At 65.6% G+C, this 18,581-nt stretch carries 17 protein-coding genes; 8 read left to right on the top strand and 9 right to left on the bottom strand.

What is annotated here, in order from left to right; translation table 11 throughout:
• Positions 1–82: 82 nt before the first annotated feature.
• A complete protein-coding gene (locus tag VF106_RS47640) occupies positions 83–1,714 on the top strand; it encodes a recombinase family protein (protein ID WP_330846738.1) in 1,632 nt (543 codons plus the stop codon).
• A gap of 561 nt (positions 1,715–2,275) precedes the next feature.
• Here VF106_RS47640 and VF106_RS47635 read toward each other — a convergent pair.
• From VF106_RS47635 to VF106_RS47620, 4 genes are all read right to left on the bottom strand, one after another.
• Positions 2,276–4,669, bottom strand: a complete 2,394-nt coding sequence (locus tag VF106_RS47635) for a hypothetical protein (RefSeq protein WP_330846737.1) — start codon at positions 4,667–4,669, stop codon at positions 2,276–2,278.
• Between the two features lie 44 nt (positions 4,670–4,713).
• The gene (locus VF106_RS47630; RefSeq protein WP_330846767.1) at positions 4,714–5,517 is read right to left on the bottom strand and encodes a hypothetical protein; all 804 of its coding nucleotides are present in this window, start codon (positions 5,515–5,517) and stop codon (positions 4,714–4,716) included.
• A 65-nt stretch (positions 5,518–5,582) separates the two neighbouring features.
• A complete protein-coding gene (locus VF106_RS47625; protein WP_330846736.1) occupies positions 5,583–5,915 on the bottom strand; it encodes a hypothetical protein in 333 nt (110 codons plus the stop codon).
• Positions 5,912–6,313, bottom strand: a complete 402-nt coding sequence (locus VF106_RS47620) for a WhiB family transcriptional regulator (protein WP_330846735.1) — start codon at positions 6,311–6,313, stop codon at positions 5,912–5,914. Before VF106_RS47620 ends, VF106_RS47625 begins: the two co-directional genes overlap by 4 nt.
• Before the next feature lie 642 nt (positions 6,314–6,955).
• Between VF106_RS47620 and VF106_RS47615 the strand changes: the two genes are divergently transcribed.
• The 3 genes from VF106_RS47615 to VF106_RS47605 all read left to right on the top strand — a co-directional run bounded on the left by VF106_RS47615 (position 6,956) and on the right by VF106_RS47605 (position 8,344).
• A complete protein-coding gene (locus VF106_RS47615) occupies positions 6,956–7,426 on the top strand; it encodes an Imm1 family immunity protein (RefSeq protein WP_330846734.1) in 471 nt (156 codons plus the stop codon).
• A 14-nt stretch (positions 7,427–7,440) separates the two neighbouring features.
• Entirely contained in the window at positions 7,441–7,893 is a 453-nt protein-coding gene (locus VF106_RS47610; protein WP_330846733.1) for a hypothetical protein, read from the top strand.
• Between the two features lie 301 nt (positions 7,894–8,194).
• The gene (locus VF106_RS47605; RefSeq protein WP_330846732.1) at positions 8,195–8,344 is read left to right on the top strand and encodes a hypothetical protein; all 150 of its coding nucleotides are present in this window, start codon (positions 8,195–8,197) and stop codon (positions 8,342–8,344) included.
• Between the two features lie 433 nt (positions 8,345–8,777).
• Here VF106_RS47605 and VF106_RS47600 read toward each other — a convergent pair whose 3' ends face one another.
• From VF106_RS47600 to VF106_RS47585, 4 genes are all read right to left on the bottom strand, one after another.
• Positions 8,778–10,184: a helix-turn-helix transcriptional regulator gene (locus VF106_RS47600; protein WP_330846731.1), complete on the bottom strand. Its 1,407-nt coding sequence runs from the start codon at positions 10,182–10,184 to the stop codon at positions 8,778–8,780.
• Between the two features lie 277 nt (positions 10,185–10,461).
• Positions 10,462–11,217: an alkaline phosphatase D family protein gene (locus VF106_RS47595; RefSeq protein ID WP_330846730.1), complete on the bottom strand. Its 756-nt coding sequence runs from the start codon at positions 11,215–11,217 to the stop codon at positions 10,462–10,464.
• 61 nt (positions 11,218–11,278) lie between these two features.
• A complete protein-coding gene (locus VF106_RS47590) occupies positions 11,279–12,547 on the bottom strand; it encodes a cytochrome P450 (RefSeq protein ID WP_330846729.1) in 1,269 nt (422 codons plus the stop codon).
• A gap of 84 nt (positions 12,548–12,631) precedes the next feature.
• A complete protein-coding gene (locus VF106_RS47585; protein WP_330846728.1) occupies positions 12,632–13,477 on the bottom strand; it encodes an LLM class F420-dependent oxidoreductase in 846 nt (281 codons plus the stop codon).
• Positions 13,478–13,539: 62 nt separating this feature from the next.
• Here VF106_RS47585 and VF106_RS47580 point away from each other — a divergent pair, with 62 nt between their 5' ends.
• Together VF106_RS47580 and VF106_RS47575 are read left to right on the top strand one after the other, a co-directional pair.
• Positions 13,540–13,758, top strand: coding sequence for a DUF8836 family protein (locus VF106_RS47580; protein ID WP_330846727.1), 219 nt, complete (start codon positions 13,540–13,542; stop codon positions 13,756–13,758).
• A 182-nt stretch (positions 13,759–13,940) separates the two neighbouring features.
• The gene (locus VF106_RS47575; protein WP_330846726.1) at positions 13,941–14,930 is read left to right on the top strand and encodes a hypothetical protein; all 990 of its coding nucleotides are present in this window, start codon (positions 13,941–13,943) and stop codon (positions 14,928–14,930) included.
• Positions 14,931–14,932: 2 nt separating this feature from the next.
• On the opposite strand, the gene VF106_RS47570 is transcribed toward VF106_RS47575, so the two are convergent.
• Positions 14,933–15,349 (bottom strand): VOC family protein, encoded by a 417-nt coding sequence (locus tag VF106_RS47570; RefSeq protein ID WP_330846725.1) that lies wholly within the window; start codon positions 15,347–15,349, stop codon positions 14,933–14,935.
• A 41-nt stretch (positions 15,350–15,390) separates the two neighbouring features.
• Here VF106_RS47570 and VF106_RS47565 point away from each other — a divergent pair, with 41 nt between their 5' ends.
• Complete coding sequence (locus tag VF106_RS47565; protein ID WP_330846724.1) at positions 15,391–16,050, top strand: GntR family transcriptional regulator; 660 nt, start codon at positions 15,391–15,393, stop codon at positions 16,048–16,050.
• 46 nt (positions 16,051–16,096) lie between these two features.
• The gene (ligA, locus tag VF106_RS47560) at positions 16,097–18,088 is read left to right on the top strand and encodes an NAD-dependent DNA ligase LigA (protein WP_330846723.1); all 1,992 of its coding nucleotides are present in this window, start codon (positions 16,097–16,099) and stop codon (positions 18,086–18,088) included.
• The last annotated feature ends 493 nt before the right edge of the window (positions 18,089–18,581 follow it).

The raw sequence follows: 18,581 nt of genomic DNA, 5'->3' as shown, positions 1-18,581 counted from the left end.
CGTCACCGAGCAATTCGGCGATATTGGCTACTGCGGCATCCCGGACGGTGGCGCAAACGCACGGCCAGAAGAGGTGTAACCGATGAGCGCATCACCAGCCCGCAAAACACGGCGTAAGTTCCGGAAGCAACTCAGCGACAAGGCCCCGGTTATCCCGTTCACGCCGGACAATGACGGGGCGGTTTGCTACACCCGCCAGTCGCACTATTCCGATGAGTCCCTGTCTAACGAGACCCAAATCGGGGACACGCACCGTTGGGTGACCGCGTACGGCGTTCCGATTGTTGACACGGTGGAGGATCTCCATGTTTCGGGTGATCTGGACCCGTTCAAGCGGGAAGGTCTGAAAGCGTGGTTGTCGGACGCCCCTCCTCGCCCATGGAAGACGCTTGTTGTCTCCAAGCTGGACCGGCTTGTTAGGAACGTCAAGGACGCGCTGACGTTGCTGGAGTGGTGCCGCGCACGGGGTAAGCGGCTGATCTGTATTGCGGAGGGTATCGATTCCAGCAACTCCATGTCTGAGTTCCTGATCACGCTGATTGCCGCGTTCGCCCGGATGGAACGCGAACGGATGAGAGAGCGTTTCCGCGCGTCGAAAGCAGCTCTTAAAGAGACAGGTCGCTGGTCGGGGGAAGGACACATCTACGGCACTATGCCGGTCGAGTTGCCAGGTGGCGGCTGGATTCTTGGACTGGATCCGTACGCGGTAAAGATTCTTCACAAGCTTTCCAAGATGGCACGGACAGGGAAGAGTCTTACCGAGATGTGCGAGTGGTTGACACAGAACAAGGTCGTGTCCCCACGGGATCGGCAGTTGCAGTTGTCGGCGGAACGTCGGGGAGAAGATCCCGCAACGGTCGAACTCAAGGGATACACATGGAAGTGGTCTCCTCTTCGTCGCTTACTGGAAAACCCGGACCTTGTCGAGCTAGGAATTTTCGAGCCTGCCGAACAGGCGGAAATATCCGCACGACTGGAAGAAAAGGCGAACCGGAAGACGCGAGGCAGCAACCAGCCTTACGACTTCTCCGGCGTCCTGATCTGTCCGGAATGCGCTGAACCGCTGTGGCACCATCTCGCCCACCAAGAACGGACCCGCAAGGATGGAACAACGGCGGTGTACGAATATCAGTATTGGCGCTGCCCATCGGGTAAACACGGCCTCTCGATGCGAGCGGAAGAAGTGGAGCCGTTGGCCGTACGGGCTTTCTACAAGATCTTTGCATTGGTTCCGGTTCGTGAGCGTGTTGTGTTGCCGCCAACGAACCATGCGAATGAAATAGCGAAGTTGGAACGGGAATACGGCAAGTTGATGTCGGGGGTAGCGCGGGCGGAGTCGCCGGAAGACCGACGACGGATCACGAATGACGGAAACAAGATTCTGGCCGATATCGACACATTGAGGGCTCTTCCCGCCGACCCCGGGGGTGTGCAATGGGTTCCGACTGACCGGACTTGGCAGGAAGAGCTAGCGGCAATGACGCCGGAAGACCGGCGTCTTCGGTGGCTGGATTTGGGGTTCGCGTTCGCGGCGCAGAAGCGACCTGACGGCGGGGTGTCGGGTCGCTGGCGTCTGCCGGAGGGGTGGCGAGAAGCGATGCCGGAAATAGCCGAATGGTACGACCGGGCCGTTACCGGTGAGACGATAGAGATCACCGATCTACTCGACTGGACACCAGTAGAACCTACGGAGTCAGTACACGGCGACGACTGAACCTCGGTTAGCCAGGAGACAAGAGAACCCCTCCGCCATGCGGGCGGAGGGGTTCTCTTGTCATGATGGGCCAGCAGCGCAACCACTCACCCGGTTAAACGAGTCGGCTACCGGGGTGGCCGCGTCCGGTTCAGCACATCGCACACCGCACTGATCCGGGCGGCCAGTTGCGCGAAATCTGCCCCCTCGACGGTCACCCACACCGTGCCATCTGGACCCGCCGTGAGTATGGCCGAAAACCGGTCAGCTTGCGCAGAACCCCGTGAGTCCGTCTGTGCGTCCGTACCGGTGCCGGCTGAGGAACCAGACCGCCTACGGTCCTTCGTCCGCCGTACGGCTGTCTGCGACCGCTCCACGGTGCCGTCCGGCCGGGCGTCGCCCTCGCGCGGGAGCGGTACCCGCACACTGTCGCTGACACCGGTGGTCCCGTCCTCGTGTGCGGGGGTGGAGACCGCCCGTCGTTGGTCGTGCCGTGAGTCCTCCTGATCGGGTCCCACCACGTCTTGCTGATCATCATCGCTTCCTCGGTTCCGGGATGGGCTGTGGGCGTTCGGTGGCGGGTTAGTCGCCGTGACCACCACCCCCGTCCGTGTCAGGCCCATCCGTGTTGGGGAGGGAGTCCGGCACCTGTGGCGGCACTCGTCGATTTCGGGGGTGTGGCGGACTTGTCGGCTGGCCCTGTTGGTGCCTCCCCGAGTCGTCTTTCTCCAGGTCAGCAGGGGGACTCAGCGGTGGGGAGGCTGTGGGGAGAACTCCCCGTGTCCCCGGTGTCTCCCCGGTTGGCTCTCCGCCTTGTGGGTGGGTGGTGCGGTGGTTGAGTGCGTTGGTGACGTGTTCGGCACGGACGACCATCACGCCGTTGCTCTTGCCGGGGGTGATGCGGTACTCGGCGAGTACGGCGGTCAGGTCGGTGGGTGACCATCCTTCGTAGACGGTGGGGTTGAGTGCGGCCAGCCGCGTCACCACGACCTGTGTCCGCATGCGTGGTTCCCCGTCCAACACTGTGGCGATGTCGGCGAGGTGATCGACCGGCGCGGCTTCGATCTGCGCCCGGTCGGCTACGTCGATCGCGCGTCCGGCCTCCTCCACGAGTGCCACGGCGCGATCGATGATCGGTGTCACGTCGTCTATGCCGTCTTCGAACGGCACGTAGAACGTGCGGATCAGTTCGAACACGTTGTCGGTGACTCCGACCGCGACGCAGGTGCCCCGGTCGGTGTTCATCCTCAGGTCGGTGGCCCGGATGCCCGCCCGATACTTGCCAGACCCCAACAGTCCGTCGTTGGCGACCTGGTCGGCGACGGAGAACGACACTCCACATGAGACGTTGCGGGTGACCTCCCGCGGAATACTGTCCTTTGTGGGCGATTGAGTGGCCAACAGGAGCACGATCCCGTACTTTCGGCCGCGTTTGATCAACCTAACTGCCAGCTCAGCGGCACGCTTGCCGTACTTCGGGTGTTGGAACAGCTCGTGACACTCGTCGATCGCACACACCAACGGGTGCAGTCCCAGGTCACGCTGGTTGGCGAGTTTGCGGGAAACCTTGGGTGGCCGTCCCGGCTGTTCGCCCAGTGTCCTACCGCGCCGTTCCATCTCCTCGGTCAGGTCAGCAAGCGCGGTCAACGCGGCTTCGGCCACCGCGTCATCCATCCCCATCCAGTAGCGGGACAACCGTGGCGCAAAGGGGTCGAAGTCGGGTGACTCGCCCATCACGAACACCCACAACTCCGCCGTGGGGTCGAGCGACGCACCCAACAGGAGGGTGCGCAGGGCTGAGGACTTGCCCTGTCCCGGTCGGCCACCGATCAACCAGTTGGCCCCGATCAACGGCGCGTTGACGATCAGACCGCGTTGGGTCAGTCCGAACGGGACACCGTCGAACAGGTCCACCTGTCCTTCGTGGAGCAGCGGCCATTCACCCGCACCACCGCTGAGGGTGCCTTTGTCGGCTACCCACAGGTCAAGGATGCCGTCTTCCTCACCCTTCGTGGGCCAGGTCTCCAGGGCTGCCCTGCCCAGGTTGGCGGCCAACTTGGGGCGTTGCGCGGCCACCATGTCGGCCGTCACCCCCAGCGGCAACCGGACCTGTGCGTAGGTGCCGTCTCCGTCCGTGCGTGCCGTGATGGTGTAGGTGAGTTGTCCACCGTCCTTGAAGAACGCGTTCAGCGGGCGGATTCCCAGATGTGCCAACGCTTTCGAGATCATCCGCTCATCGATCCAGGAATCGGCGTCGTCCCGATCCGGGGTGATGAGCCACCCGACCCCGGGTGTCTTGTCCCTGCCTTCGAACGCGGCGGCCACGGCCCACACGAGCGGTGCCGTGTAGAGCATCATCGGCACCACGACGGCGAGCACCGTCCACACCGTGTCAAGTCCGGTGTAGATAGCCGCGAGCCACGACCACATGTCCGCACGGTCCATCCACACACCCACGATCCACAGCAGGACCGCCAGCGGTGCGAGTACCCGAACGGTGACCGTCACACGATGTAGGACGATGCCGACACGCGCCCAGCGGGCTTTCGCGTCCGCCCGGATCAACTCCTGAGCTGTCCGCCGCGCCTCGACATCACCGGCGAGTCGGGCGTTGCGGGCATCTGCGCGGAGATCGGCATAGGTGGCCCAACTCCAGAACTTGACCAGCCACCGCCAGTGCCCCCGCAGCACGAACCACACCAGCCGCAACGCATCCGCCGGAGCCTTCCGCGCCCGATACCCGGCCACCGACCGCGCCCGCACCACCGGACCCGATTGCCACACCCGACCGGCCAGCATCACCACCACGCGCACCAGAACGGTCCACCGCGTTGACCACCACGACAACCGGTGTTCTCCGCGCGCCCGGTCGGTACCAGCACGGTCGGGTTCGTCGTCGGTGACGAACTCAGCGTCGAACACCTTCGGTTCCAACGCCGTGCGTTCACGACCACCCGCGCCGTTCACAGCGTTCACAGCGTTCACGGGGTTCACGGGGTTCACGGGGCGTTCATGGCCGTTCATGGCCGTCCCTCCCCATCCGCGCCACTCGTGGGGTGGCCGTACTCGGCGACGTCGGCGACCAGCACGGCCGCCAACCGGGACGACAGACCACGCGAACAACCGGTGACCTGCCGCACCCACGCCGGAGTGATCTCCACACTCGGTGACCAGGCCCGACACGCAACCGCCCGATACTCGGCGAACGTCCGCCGCCGCGCCGGCTGCTGACCGCTCGCCGAGCTGGTTGACCCGTGAACGCCATGAACGGCCGTGGCGTCACTCGCGCCCGCACCGCTCGCTGAGCGCGCGTCAGCAGCCCGCACAGCGGCTGTCACCGCGTCCGTGAGCTTGTCCCGCAGGTCGGTCACGGCTTCGGCCGCGACGAACACCAGCAACGGCGGAACGGAGTGCAGCACCACCCCGGCCGCGCTCCCGGCCACCCACGACGACCACGTGTTCATCACGTACGTGGCCGCAAGGGTGAACCACTTCGCCCCACGCACCCACTCACCGGTGCGCACCTGATACCGCGCGGTCACCTGTTCAGCCCGCAGGATCGCGAGCAGAACCAGCGACACCGTGGGGTCCAGCACCCACGCCGCCAACCACGGCAACGACCACACCGCAGCCCCGCCAGCGGCGAACACCTGAACGTTGGTCATCGTGAACGCCAACCCCAGCACGATCCCGGCCCAACACAACCGATCCACCTGCGACCGAACGCGCTCGATCCGCAACCCAACTACGTCCGGATGCGTCTCGTACGCGCGAACCTCCGCAGCCTCGGCCGCGTCCTGCGCCAACCGCTGCCCACGGGTCAGCGGCACGTGCCGCGCGTCCTGCGGACCGGACCGCACCGGACGCTGCGTGACTTCAGTGGGGGTGATCATCGGCGATCACCCCGCTTACGCGGCATGTCCACTGTGGTCACCGTCAACGCACGAGTGAGCGTGTAGGAGGAGAACAACGCGGGCAGACCCAAAGCCGCCAGCACCGCCCACCCGTTGGTTGCCGGATGGGTGATCACCAACCACTGCACACCCACGATCACCCCGGCTCCCAACAACACCCGCCCGGTCAGGGACAGCAACCGGGCTCCTGACCGCGCCGCGTGAGCGGCGGCCTTGGCGCGACGCGCACCCGCACGCCACACCCACAACAGGACGACCAGCACACCGGCACCAGCCATGACCTGTTCCACCGTCAGATCAAAGGTCATCGCTGACCCCCGTCCTGACCACTAAACCCGTCACCGTTCTGATCACCGGGCAGTGTGCCGCGCTGGCGACGTCGGGACCGCCACACCGGATACAGCGCACGGACATCCTCAGCGGGCAGCGCGCCCCACACACCCAGAGTCTGATCACCGGAGGTCCGCAACTGGAGTTCCAGGCATTCCCACTGGACCGGACAGTTCGCACAGATCTGCGCGGCCAGCTCCCGGTCAGTCGCTTCGTTCTGGGTCCACACCGGCTCGATGTCCGACCGGGACAACTGCATACACGCACCGTCGCGGGTCGCGATCTCCCACAACACGTCATCCGGCACCCGCTCGAACCGATCGAGCCAGCCCGCGACCACCCCGAGAACAACATCTGAATTGCTGGGGTTGTTCATCACGCCTCACCCCCGACAGGAACGCGGGAGTCGCCGCTACTGGCGAGGTGGGCGAATGCGTGCGCCGGAACCAACACCCTGCCCCGGCACCGCACAACCGGCAGTAATCCGGTCCGGATGGCGCGGCACACCTGGGAGTTGTCGACACCCAGAAGCCACGCGACTTCCGGAATGGAAAGCAAGCTCGATGTAGAAGTTGTGTTCTTCATTGCTGATTGGATCCTTACTGTTGACTGCGGCTCGCAGGTTTGCGGGTCGCGTCTTAAGTAAGGCCGGATCGCGCGGTGGCGACTATGCAGGTTTAAGGATAGAAAATTACTCGCGGGCATAGCCGCAGGTCAGCCGCGGTTCACCTTGGGATCATATTCCGGAAAAGAATGTCGAGCAGTAGAAATATTCTGTCCGGGGAATATGGGTGATTTCGTGGGGGGAACGTGGGCCGGATTACCGCAAATGGGTGACGTGGCCGAACCGAAGAGGACTCTCATCAGGCGATATTCCGGCACGGCATGCGGCATGCCGACATCGATATAGACCCGACCGTCGCATGCGGTGACGGTGAGGACGGGACACCGGACCACACCGGCCCGGGACGTCTCAGCCTTGGCTCTTCCCGACTGTTCCGAGTAGGTAACCCCGACGATGGCCCAGCAGCACGACGAACCTGACCGCCTGATCCTCACGGCGTCGCTCACCACCGGCGTGGCATGCGTCGCGCACGGAATGCAGGCATCCGTCACCCTGATTGATGAAATCCTGGACACTGAACACGTCATCTGGGAAACAACACTATTGGTCGGCGACGTCGAATACCGCGTCACCAAAGACGGGCCATTCCCCAACCATCAACTCCGGATCACAGTGCGGCCATCCACGGGTTTCGCGGCACTGAACTATATGGATCATGACGACGCGAAACTGCCGATCGCGAACTCGTACAACCCGAAACGTCCACTCCCCGAAGTAGATCTGATCTTCAACGGAGCAACAGGCGCGGTGTTCCCCCGTACGGCCGCCATACCTATCGATAAGGCGCGTGACGCTTTACGCGAGTGGCTGATAACACGCACCCGCCCAACATGCATTGAATGGCGTCCGTACGACAAGTACTAGATGAGGACGAACCTATGGGAAGTGCCGACCATGAGCCCAAAATGTCAGACAAAAGCGTGCCCTTGCTCAGTTTCGCGGCATGGGTATCGGAGCTTTGTCCTCTCACCGAAAGCGGGAATGGGACGGAAGACACCGTGAGCGCATCGGAATCCTGGCACGACGAGTTGACGCTGATGGGTGACCTCTCGACCTTGAACACGAAGGTTGCCGCTTACGTTGTTCGCGCGCTGAACGCTGATGCCATGAGCGACGAACCAACCGCACCAGCCCAGGAACACGGTCTCGGCGCACGCCTGATCGAACTCGGTGAAAGGCTGCAAGCTCGCGCTATTCGCCGCTCCGCCGATACCCGAGATCCCATTCCGACGGAGCAATCGGCCCGGGATCCAGTACAAAGCAGCTCGCGCGAACCACAGACACCATGGGGCGATCAAACCGCCGCCATCCATGAGACATCCCCCGAATGATGCTCCGGGCACCCTTCCTCCAGATTCCTCCTGGGTTTCGGGTGTCCGGTAGGGGGCCGCAGTTCCCTGGGCCGGGGTTAGTCGACCCTTCAACCGGTAGAAACATCAAACCGGGACTCGTCGTCGGTAGCTGAAATGTCGATCGGCGACGGGGCAAGTGGCGGCTTCAGCCGGAAGGGGTGCGGTTCCCTAATCCGGGCGTGCGCTGCCCATTTGCGCGCGCCCTTGTGCGGTCCTGCCTGGCCTGCCCCCGTCCCCTGACGCAGGTCAGGCAGGACCGTCCTAACCAAAGGAGATTACATTGCCAGAAGAGCAAAGGACCACGATCAAGGGCCTGGTGAAAGCAGCAGAAGAGAAGCGGGATGCGGCTGTGGCATCTGGCGACAAGGAAGCGGCCGACCAAGCTCAACAAGGCCTGAATGAAGCAGGCAAGTTGGCTGGGTCGCAATGACACAGACCCTTCATGGACATACCCAGGACTGCCCGCGAGCACAAGACGATGCCGTAGGGATGTAATTTAGCTAACGACGTTCTCGGCGGCCCGGCCCCGGAGAGGGCTGGAAACCCTTTCACCACCCAGGGGTCGGGCGACGAGACTTCACCTATCCCCCTGAACAAACCCCGGCTGAATCGAGAAGCTGGAAGTTATGTCAGCGACCCGCATCACAGTGAACGTCGGACCGGAGACTGAACGAGCCCTTCGCGCCTTTGTGGAACATGAGGGCGTCACCCTGACCGAAGCCATCAGGCGTCTCATTGGATACGGCGAACTGCTGTATCGAACCGTAAAGATCGACAATAAGGATGTTCTAATACGCGACGACGGCGGAACGCAACAGATACTTCTTGTCTAGTCGCCGAATCGCTTGATGCTTCGCGCCTTCCTAATCGGAGGGCGGCTTGGCTCGTTTGACTTCGCTAAGCAGGTCGCAGAAATCCGCACCTGTGTCTTTGCCGTATGTGTGCAGTTCGTGTTCAAGCTCGCCAGCGACCATCAATAGCGAGGGGCGACTCTGTCGACCGTCTTGCAAGGCTCGAATGCCAAGCGAGGTTGCTTCGTCGATGTCGCCCTGTCGGGCTGCTATGACCGCCAAAGTCAGCTGTGCTTCAGCCCTGCGCATGGGGGAGACAATTACGCCCTCCGGATTGACACTTCGTCGGATAACCTCATCGGCGTTACGCTGTGCTAGTTGGTCTTCACCAACAATTCGATAGGTATCCATCGCGTAAAAGTCCCACTTGTCCGGGTCAACTACAAAATGATGTTCCGGTCGGTCGGGGTACGGCAATTTGTCCAGCAACTCCCTACCGCTTTCAAGCGCTTCATGTACTTTTTCCGGCATACCCATGCGCGCGTATGCCTTCGCCTGCTGGCCGTAGAGCTGCACTGCGACAGAATGCGATGGTGCTGCAACGATTCCCGCTTGTGCCGCCGGGATGACAGCGCGGTGGTTCCCTGCTGTCAAATGGAACCACGCGAGCATCTCGTGAGACCAGCCCACGATTCCGGAATCGCCAGACTCCTTACCCAGTTCCATTGCCATGCGCCGAGTTGCTTCAGCTGACGAAGCGTCACCGAGGTCGTATTCGAGGCATCCCACCAGCAAAGCTAGCATTCCAGCGTTGTTGAGAATGTCCCGATGCTGCGCGAGTGTTAGGTGATTTCCAAGAAGGTCAGTGACCTTTCCTAGCCACTGCTTTCCGACGGTCATCAACTCGCGGGCGTCTGCGTGTGAATAGTCGCAACACAGCTGTTCAACAGTGATATTGAGCGCGTCCACCGTTGATGAGTCGATCGCGGAAGCGCGAACACGGCGAAGTAGTTCGAGCGTATTCATTCCGGTATTGGCAACCAAGATATCGTCAGTGGTCGCCGGAATGATCGTGCCGTTGGCCGTATTTGAGCGTAGCGCCGACTGTAGTCGACTTTGCCCAGGAAGATCGAACCATAGCAAGTGCTGCGGCAAATGTAGGATCTTGGCATAGTTGCGGAGCGTTTCAAGGTTCTGCTCGGGCTTGCCGTTTTCGAGCTTGCTTATCTGCGCCTGAGTGAGTCCCAGCCACCGCCCTAGGAGTTCCTGGTTTAGCGCCTTACCGAACAGCTGCAGATGGCGCGGGTGATTTCTGTAGGCTTTGAAGACCTTTCCGATGTGCTGACTCGCGAAGGCTGCCCGGAATTCGTCCGTTTCGAAAAATTCGTCTCTGAGCTGGACCGGCGGTGTGCGTAGCTGATCGCGTTGTTCCCTGTGACACCTGCTGCACAGGCGCGCACTATTGTCCGCCGCGAGCACACTTCCGCATCCCTGGCAGCGTCGGCGGCCCGCATCGCTCGGTGCGCCGGGAGACTGCATCTGATCCCACCAAAGGTTTGGAGCCGATCTTGCCTCCGACCAGCGTACATGGGGTCGGCCAGCGCGTGCGCAAACTGCGCATTTGCTGTGTGGCCTGATGCGCGCCGAACTCAATTGGAAGGGGACGTGGGGCGTCTTACGAGCACCCCACGACAGCAACTGTCGTCCATGCCCCCAGACACTGTGCGCCGGACGGGTTCCCGCTGGTAGAGACGTGCTATTGTGTTGTTGGTTGACACACGTGGTGGTCGTCCCAGGTGACCGTCCACGGGAACCGCGCGTGCGCGGCCTGCAGGTCGGGATCACTCTTGTACAGCTCGTACTGCATCCGCCAGCGCGCCAGGTCCCTCGGCGCGGCGCGCAGGACGTCCGGGGTCGGGGTGTGCCGGTAGCCGCCGTCCGCGGGGACGCCGCCCTCGTACACGTAGTCGCCGAGGTGCAGGACGAGGTCGAGGTCCTCGTCCGCCATGTGCCGATAGGACGGGTAGAACCCGTTGTCCCATGCCTGGCAGGACGCGACCGCGAGGGCGAGTCGGCCCATGCCGTCAGCCGGCGCGGTCCTGGTGCGCCCGACCGGGGAGAGGTGCCGGCCGTGCCGGAAGCGGTAGTACCACTCCCCGTCCGGGCGCAGCCCATCGACCTCCACGTGCACCGAGTGGCCGAGCGACGGCAACGCCCATGCGGTGCCGTCGCGCACGACCCGCCGGAAGTGCGGATCCGCGGCGATCTGCCAGTCGACGGTCACCGGGGTGGCCGGCATGCCGCCACCGGGCTCGAACAGCCGTGGCACCAGACGTGTCCACAGCACGACGCCGGACGCGGTCGGGTCACCGCTGGCGACGCCGAGTCCGAACGGATAGCCACCCGGGGTACTGGCCCGTGCGGTACCGGCCGGCAGCGTGCCGAGGGCCGCCGCACCGGCGACGGCCATCGCACCGCTGAGGAACCGCCGCCGGTCATGCTCGTTGGTCATGGACGATGTCTACCGCCCCCACCTGGCCTGTGGGTGGCCGTCGGGTGAGCAGGGGGTCACGTCACCACGTCACCGGGAGGTCGTAGACGCCGTAGATGAACCCGTCGTGCTTGAAGGAGATCTTGTCCAGGTCGGTGGCCAGCCGCAGGGTGGGGATCCGGCGCAGGAGGGCGGGGTAGGCGACCTGCAGTTCCATCCTGGCGAGTGGCTGGCCAACGCACGCGTGCGGGCCGTAGCCGAAGGACACCTGCTGACGCGCGTCGCGGCTGATGTCGAACCGGTCCGGGTCCGCGAAGACGGCCGGGTCGCGGTTGGCGGTCTCGTTGACGACGATGAGGCCTTCGCCCTCGCGGATGGTCTGGCCGGCGAGCTCGAAGTCCGCAACGGCCACGCGCAGCAGCCCGCCGTGGGTGATGGTCAGGTAGCGCAGCAGCTCCTCCACCGCCGACGCGACCAGCTTCGGATCGTCGGTGTCCCGCAGCATCGCGAGCTGCTCGGGGTGCTCCAAAAGGGCCAGTGTGCCGAGCGCGATCATGTTCGCGGTGGTCTCGTGCCCGGCGAACAGCATCAGCACGCCCATCGACACGGCCTCTTTGCGGTCCAGCTCGCCTGCCTTGACGCGTTCCGCCAGTGCCGACAGCAGGTCCTCGCCGGGGTTGGTGAGCTTCTCGTCGATCAGGCTGTCCAGGTACTCACCCAGCTTGATCTGCGCCTCCATGCGCTGCAGGGTGGTCGAGGTCCGGTTGATGATGGCCTTGCTGTGCAGCTGGAAGAACTCGTGTTCGCTGTAGGGCACGCCGAGCAACTCGCAGATCACCAGCGACGGCACGGGAAGCGCGAACGCCTCGACCAGGTCCACCGGGTTCGGGCCCGCCAGCATCTCGTCGAGGAACGAGTCCACGATCCGTTGCACGGCCGGCCGCATGGCCTCCATCCGCCGGATACCGAACGTGCCGGTGACCATCCGGCGCAGCCGGGCGTGCTCCGGGTCGTCCATCAGGATGAAGCTCAGCCCGGGTACGGAACTGTCCTGCAGCATCGCCATCAGCTGCTGCATCTCGTCGTCGGTCATGGTGTCCGGCGAGCCCTGGGTGGTCCTCGGCATGCCCTGGCGGGAGTGGTCGACGCTGACCCGCTGTTCGGCGAGCAGCGCGCGGTGCGCGGCGTGGCCGGTCACCAGCCACGGCGAGCTGCCGTCCCACAACCGCACCCGCGTCAGCGGGCCGTCCTTCTGCCGTGCCCGCATGGCCGGTGCCGGATCGAACGGACAGCCGGGTGCCCGGGCGATGTCGAACTCCGGCGCGGTCGAGTTCTCCGCCGTACTGGTCACTGTCTCTCCCTCGTCGAAACAACATCAACAGCGGGTGTTGTTTCTAGCGTGCCGCACCGGTCGGCGAAAGACGGGTGGCCGGAACTACCGGCCGAGACGGCCCGCGAGTCGGCCGACGAACGCCTCGACCTCGTCCCTCGACCGGTCCGGTAGGCCCCAGACCGCGTCCGTCACGCCCGCTTCCTGCCAGGTGGCCAGCAGTTCGGCGGTCGGCTTCGTGGTGGCGAGCACGTGTACCTGGGGCGAGCCGGCCCGCCCCGCCGCCGCCCACTGCTCGCGCAGCTGGGCGATCTTCCCGGTCACGTCCTGTTCGCGCGGTGTGGTGAGCCAGCCGTCCGCGTTGGCCGCGATCCACGACAGCGTCTTCGGCCCGCCGCCCGCTCCGATCACGAGCGGGATGTGCCGCTGCACCGGTTTCGGGTAGGCCCACGACGCGCCGAAGTTCACGAACTCCCCCGCGTAGGCGGCTTCCTCCTCTGTCCACAGTGCACGCATCGCCTCGACGTACTCCCGCAGCACCGTGCGGCGCCGGCCGGCCGGCACGTGGTGGTCGGCCAGTTCGTCGGTGTTCCAACCGAAACCGGCGCCGAGCGTGACACGGCCGCCGGACAGGTGGTCGAGTGTCGCGATCGACTTGGCCAGCGTGATGGGGTCGGACTCGACCGGCAGCGCCACGGCCGTCGCCAGCCGGATGCGGGTGGTCACCGTCGCCGCGGTCGCCAGGCTGACCCACGGGTCGAGCGTGCGCAGGTACCGGTCGTCGGGCAGTGTCGCGTCGCCCGTTCCGGGGTGAGGTGCGGTCCGCTTGACCGGGATGTGCGTGTGTTCGGGCACGTAGAAGGTGTCGAAGCCGGCCTCCTCCGCCGCTTTCGCCGCGGCGGCCGGGGTGATGCCACGATCGCTGGTGAACAGGACGATGCCGTGTCGCATGCGCGCAAGTATGGCAGTCCCCGACGATTGGAAATCGAACGCGAGTTCGGTAAGCTGGAACCATGAAGGGCGACCGCGTCGAGATCGTGGTCGACGCGGGTGACACCACCCGCGTCTACGAGGTCGTGGCGACCCGGGCCGGGCGGCGGGTGGAGGTCAGCATCGGGCGCGGGGTGGTCGAGGTCGTGGAGGTCACCCGCACCGGCACGCCGGTGCGGACGGCACGTTTCATGGCCAGCAAGGTTCTCGCACTCGTCGAGGATCCCGTGGCGGCCCGCTGACCCGACCCACGTCTGTCCACATGCGACCGTGTCGTCCACAATGGACACAGGCCAAGCGTCGAGTGACATCTCTCCCCTCATGTGTCACATTGAACGTTGACAGACACCGTGCCAGCGTGTCAACGTCGGATCACGGAAAAGCGGTTGTCGCCGCAGGAGAATTGGGGGTTTCGTTGCGTACAGTGCTGCCCTGGAAGAGGTTCGTCGGGCTGACGGCGATCGCCGGCGCCGCGTTCGTGGGGGTCGCGCCACCGGCTTCGGCGGCGACGTCCGTCGTCTTTGGACCACAGGTGATCACCGGCATTCCCGCCGCCAGCAAGAAGACGCACAAGGTCGTGCCGCTCGGCCAGATCCAGGCCGCGGTGACGGCCGGGCAGACCGCGTACGTCTACTCGACACTACGGGCGTACGACTCCGCACACGTCAACCTGGTCGATAACGAGGTGCGCTGTGCCGGCGCGGGTTCGAGCAACGTCGTGCTGGGCGAGAACATCGATCCCGCCGCCAACGCGAACCCCGGCCGGGGTGACATCACGATCGTCAACCGCTTCCTGGTCTCGGCGACCTCGACCGGCACCCTGACGTGCACCATCTACCTCCGCACCACCTCACTGTTCGAGACGACGTCCTCGTTGACGGTGAGCGGGACGCTGAGGTTCGCGTCGCTCCGCGTGGCGGAGGACGCGAACGGACTGGCCATGCAGACCTCGCTGCCCAACGGCAACACGGTGGTCGCGGACACCGTCTACACGCCGATTCTCGACCGCACCATCGGATCCGGCCATACCCAGGTCGCGGTCATCGCGGACGTCGAGTACATGTCCTGCTACCCGACCGCGTGCGGGCACTCCAGCACGACGTCCGGCACCCGCTTCACCCTGTTCGCGAACCAGATGAGCGGCAACACCGTCTGCGCTTCCGCGCCCGCCGCCCAGACGAGCGTGACCGTGTCCCGGCAGACGCACCACAAGGTCGTGCCGCTCTACACGACGGTCACGCTAACCCCGGGCTGCGACCGGATCTACGCCTACGTCCGAGCCGAGTACGTGTCCGGCCCGACCGGCGCCATCCAGGGCCAGGCCGACAACCTGACCGACGAGACCGGCGCCTCCGGCACGGGCCTGCCGGAGCACGACTCGGCCATGACGCACATCTTCGCGGTGCCCAGCTGAGCTCAGCGCGCGAACACCTGACCGTCGTCGGCGAACGCCTTGAACTCCAAGGCGTTCCCGGCGGGGTCGAGCAGGAACATCGTCCACTGCTCCCCCGGCTGCCCCTCGAAGCGCACGTACGGCTCGATGACGAACTCCGTGCCCGCCGCGCGTAGCCGGTCGGCCAGCTTGTGGAACTCCGGGATCGGCAGGATCAGGCCGAAGTGCGGCACCGGCACGTCGTGGCCGTCGACCGGGTTGTGGATCCGCTGCGCGCGTGCCGGCGCCAGATGCGTGACGAACTGGTGGCCGTGCAGGTTCCAGTCCACCCACGTGTCCGCGCTGCGGCCCTGCGCGAGACCGAGCACCTCGCCGTAGAAATGACGGGCCGCGGCCAGGTCGTCGACCGGCATGGCCAGGTGGAAGCGCGGGATAGCCATAGGTTCTCCTTCATATTATGTCGCAATGTTAACATTACGACATGACCGCACAGGGCAAGCTCGCGCCCGCACGCCGCCGGGGCCTCGCCGACGAGGTCGCCGACCGCGTGCGGGACGCGATCTTCGACGGGGTCTACCCACCCGGTGCGCAACTCCGCGAGGTGGAGCTGTCCGAGGCACTGGGGGTGAGCCGCGGCCCGGTGCGTGAGGCGCTGCTCCGGCTGGAACGCGAGGGCCTCGTCCGCAGCGAGTGGCATCGCGGGGCGACCGTGACGACGCTGTCCCAGCGGGACGTGTCCGAACTGGACAGTCTGCGTGGCGCGCTGGAGCACCTCGCCGTCCAGCAGGTGGTCGCCAACGCATCGGACGAGGACCTCGCGGCCGTCGTGCACGCGGCCCGGCGCATGAACCGCGCCGAGGAGGAACACGAGATGGTGCGCCTCGACATCGCGTTCCACGACGCCGTCTACGCCGCCGCCCGGCACCAGCGTCTCGAGCAGGCCTGGCGGGCCATCCGGTCGCAGGTGCACCTGTTCCTGTTGACCCGCGTCGGCGTCAGCTCCGACGGCTACCTCGCCCTCATCCCGGACGAACACCGCGCGCTCGTCGCCGCCCTGCTCGCCCGGGACGCGGACGCCGCCCTCGCGCTGTTCGCCGAACACCGCCGTCACGCGTTCGACGTGCTGACCCGGCAGGGCTGAGCATCGCTCAAGATTTTTGTCGGTGGGCGCGGGTAACTTGTGCGCTGTGAACGCTGCCGAACGGATCCAGGAACTCGCCGACCAGGTCGTGGCGCTGCGTGACGCGTACTACCGGGGCTCGCCGGTCGTGGCGGACGCCGAGTACGACGCGATCGAGGACGAGCTGCGGGGACTGATCGCAGCGAACCCGGAGTTGACGCCCGATCCGAACCCGCTCGACCAGGTGGGGGCGCCGGCCGTGCTGCACGCGCCGGTCCGGCACTCGCGGCCGATGCTGTCGCTGGAGAAGGCGAACCGGCCCGAGCAGGTCGCGGCGTTCTTCGGCCGCTTCCCCGGCCAGCCGGTGGTGGTCATGCCGAAGCTGGACGGGCTGTCGCTGGCGGTGGTCTACGAGGACGGCCGGCTGGCGCGGGCGGTCACCCGAGGGGACGGCACCACCGGCGAGGACGTCACGTTCCTGGTGCGGGCGCTCACCGACGGGATACCGGAGCGGGTCAGCGCGCCGGGCCGGGTCGAGGTGCGGGGCGAGGCGGTGATGCTGCGCTCCACGTTCGCCGCCTACAACGCAGCGCACCCGGACCGGCCGCTGATCAACCCGCGCGGCGCCGCAGCCGGCACCCTGCGCGCGAAGGACCCCGCCACGGTCGCCGAGCGGCGCCTGCGGTTCTTCGCCTTCGACCTCGACACCTCGACGGGCGGCGCCGCCGCCGACGTGGAGGACGGGCTGCGCACGCTCGGGTTCACCGTCGCCGACATGCGCCACTGCGCCGACGCCGACGCCGCGCTGGCCGTGATCTCGGCCATCGAGCAGGGCCGCAACGACCTGGACTACGACCTGGACGGCGCGGTGCTGCGGCTGGCCAACCGCGACGCCTACGCGGCCGCCGGCACCAGGTCGAACTCGCCCCGCGGCGCGCTGGCGTTCAAGTTCGCCGCCGAGGAGAAGACGACCGTACTGTCCGATGTGGTCTGGGACGTCGGCAAGACGGGCAAGATCGCCCCGGTCGCGCACCTGGAGCCGGTGTTCGTCGGCGGCACCACGGTCACGAAGGCGACGCTCGCCAACCAGGAGGTGATCCGCGCCCGCGGCATCAGGATCGGGGACACGGTGCTGGTCCGCCGCGCCGGGGACGTGATCCCGTTCGTCGCCGGCGTGCTCGACGAGTCCAAGCGCACGGGCGCGGAGCTGGAGATCGTGCCGCCCACCACGTGCCCGTCGTGCGGCCACCATCTGACCGAGCAGGGCAACAGCCGCGAACTGTTCTGCACCAACGTGGCCTGCCCCGCCCAGACCGTGCGCAGGCTGATCCACTGGGCGTCCCGTGCGGCCGCGGACATCGAGGCGGTCGGCGGGGTGTGGATCGAACGGCTCGCCGAGGCGGGGCTCCTCGAACGCCCGTCGGACTTCTACCGCCTCACCAAGGAACAGCTGCTGGAGTTCGACCGCATCGGCGACGTCTCGGCCACCCGCATGATCGAGTCCATCGACGCGAGCCGCGACGTTGGGCTGCGCCGCGCCCTGATCGGCCTCGCGATCCCGATGGCGTCCGAGGGCACCGCGGCCCGGCTGTGCCGCGCGGGCTTCGGTTCGCTGGAGGAGGTGGCCGACGCGGGCGAGGAACGACTGGTCGCGGTCGAGGACATCGGCCCGAGGGTCGCCGCCTCCCTGATCGAGCACCTCACCCGGCTGCGCCCCGAACTGGAACTGCTGCGCGAACGCGGCGTCTCGCTGGACGTACGCGAGGAGGACCTCCCACCCGTCGTCGCGTCCGACGCACCACTGGCCGGCAAGACCGTCGTGATCACCGGCACGATCAGCGACCCACGCTCCGGCGAGAAGGTCCCCCGCCCCACCTTCCAACGCCTGTGCGAAAAAGCCGGCGCGACGACGGCCTCGTCGGTCTCCGCGAACACCGACCTACTCATCACCGGCGCCGACGTCGGCGCCAGCAAACTCACCAAAGCGGAAAAGCTCGGCGTAGCGGCCGTCGACCAGGCAGAGATCTGGCAACAACTGATCACCGCCGGCATCGCCTAACCCCCCAACTCGCGAGTCGCGCGTTCGGCCCCCGCGAGTCGCGCGTTCAGCCCCCGCGAGTTGCGTTTTCGGGAACGCCCGGGCGTGCCACAACTCGAGGAACGCCGAACGCGAGAGCGTCATCGCGCGGGTTGCTGATCGGGATGAGGGGTGCTGGCTTCGGGAACGCTCGCGTGTACACGAAAACGACACTCGGGGGTGCCGAACGCGCGACTCGCGGGGGCCAGAAGCGAGACTCGCGGGGGTTGGGGTGTCGGTGGGGCCTGGTCGGGGCTCTTGGTTGCGCCGTCTGGGGCAGTCTTTCCCGCTGACTGGCCGCAGTGACCAGAAATCACTGGGCTAAACATACGAACTTGCTATCGAACCTCGAGTGGGTGGGCCGCGTATTGAACAGTGCAGGTCTTCCGTTCTGAAGGAGAATTCCGTGACGCAGGCGCCGTCGGCTCCCAGGAATAATCGGCGCCAGAACATTTCGTCGCTAGTGCCACAGCCG

Origin of the sequence: Actinophytocola sp. (genome assembly GCF_036378875.1) — a bacterium.
In the GTDB taxonomy this organism is placed as follows: domain Bacteria; phylum Actinomycetota; class Actinomycetes; order Mycobacteriales; family Pseudonocardiaceae; genus Actinophytocola.
The sequence above is the reverse complement of the archived record's forward strand: the minus strand, read 5'-3'. Positions and strand labels throughout refer to the sequence as shown.

What these genes read in the sequence shown, in the direction of transcription:
- VF106_RS47640 (WP_330846738.1), top strand. Translation starts at nt 83, where the DNA reads ATGAGCGCATCACCAGCCCGCAAAACACGGCGTAAGTTCCGGAAGCAA.
- VF106_RS47625 (WP_330846736.1), bottom strand. Translation starts at nt 5,915, where the DNA reads ATGACCTTTGATCTGACGGTGGAACAGGTCATGGCTGGTGCCGGTGTG.
- VF106_RS47620 (WP_330846735.1), bottom strand. Translation starts at nt 6,313, where the DNA reads ATGAACAACCCCAGCAATTCAGATGTTGTTCTCGGGGTGGTCGCGGGC.
- VF106_RS47615 (WP_330846734.1), top strand. Translation starts at nt 6,956, where the DNA reads ATGGCCCAGCAGCACGACGAACCTGACCGCCTGATCCTCACGGCGTCG.
- VF106_RS47610 (WP_330846733.1), top strand. Translation starts at nt 7,441, where the DNA reads ATGGGAAGTGCCGACCATGAGCCCAAAATGTCAGACAAAAGCGTGCCC.
- VF106_RS47595 (WP_330846730.1), bottom strand. Translation starts at nt 11,217, where the DNA reads ATGACCAACGAGCATGACCGGCGGCGGTTCCTCAGCGGTGCGATGGCC.
- VF106_RS47585 (WP_330846728.1), bottom strand. Translation starts at nt 13,477, where the DNA reads ATGCGACACGGCATCGTCCTGTTCACCAGCGATCGTGGCATCACCCCG.
- VF106_RS47580 (WP_330846727.1), top strand. Translation starts at nt 13,540, where the DNA reads ATGAAGGGCGACCGCGTCGAGATCGTGGTCGACGCGGGTGACACCACC.
- VF106_RS47570 (WP_330846725.1), bottom strand. Translation starts at nt 15,349, where the DNA reads ATGGCTATCCCGCGCTTCCACCTGGCCATGCCGGTCGACGACCTGGCC.
- VF106_RS47565 (WP_330846724.1), top strand. Translation starts at nt 15,391, where the DNA reads ATGACCGCACAGGGCAAGCTCGCGCCCGCACGCCGCCGGGGCCTCGCC.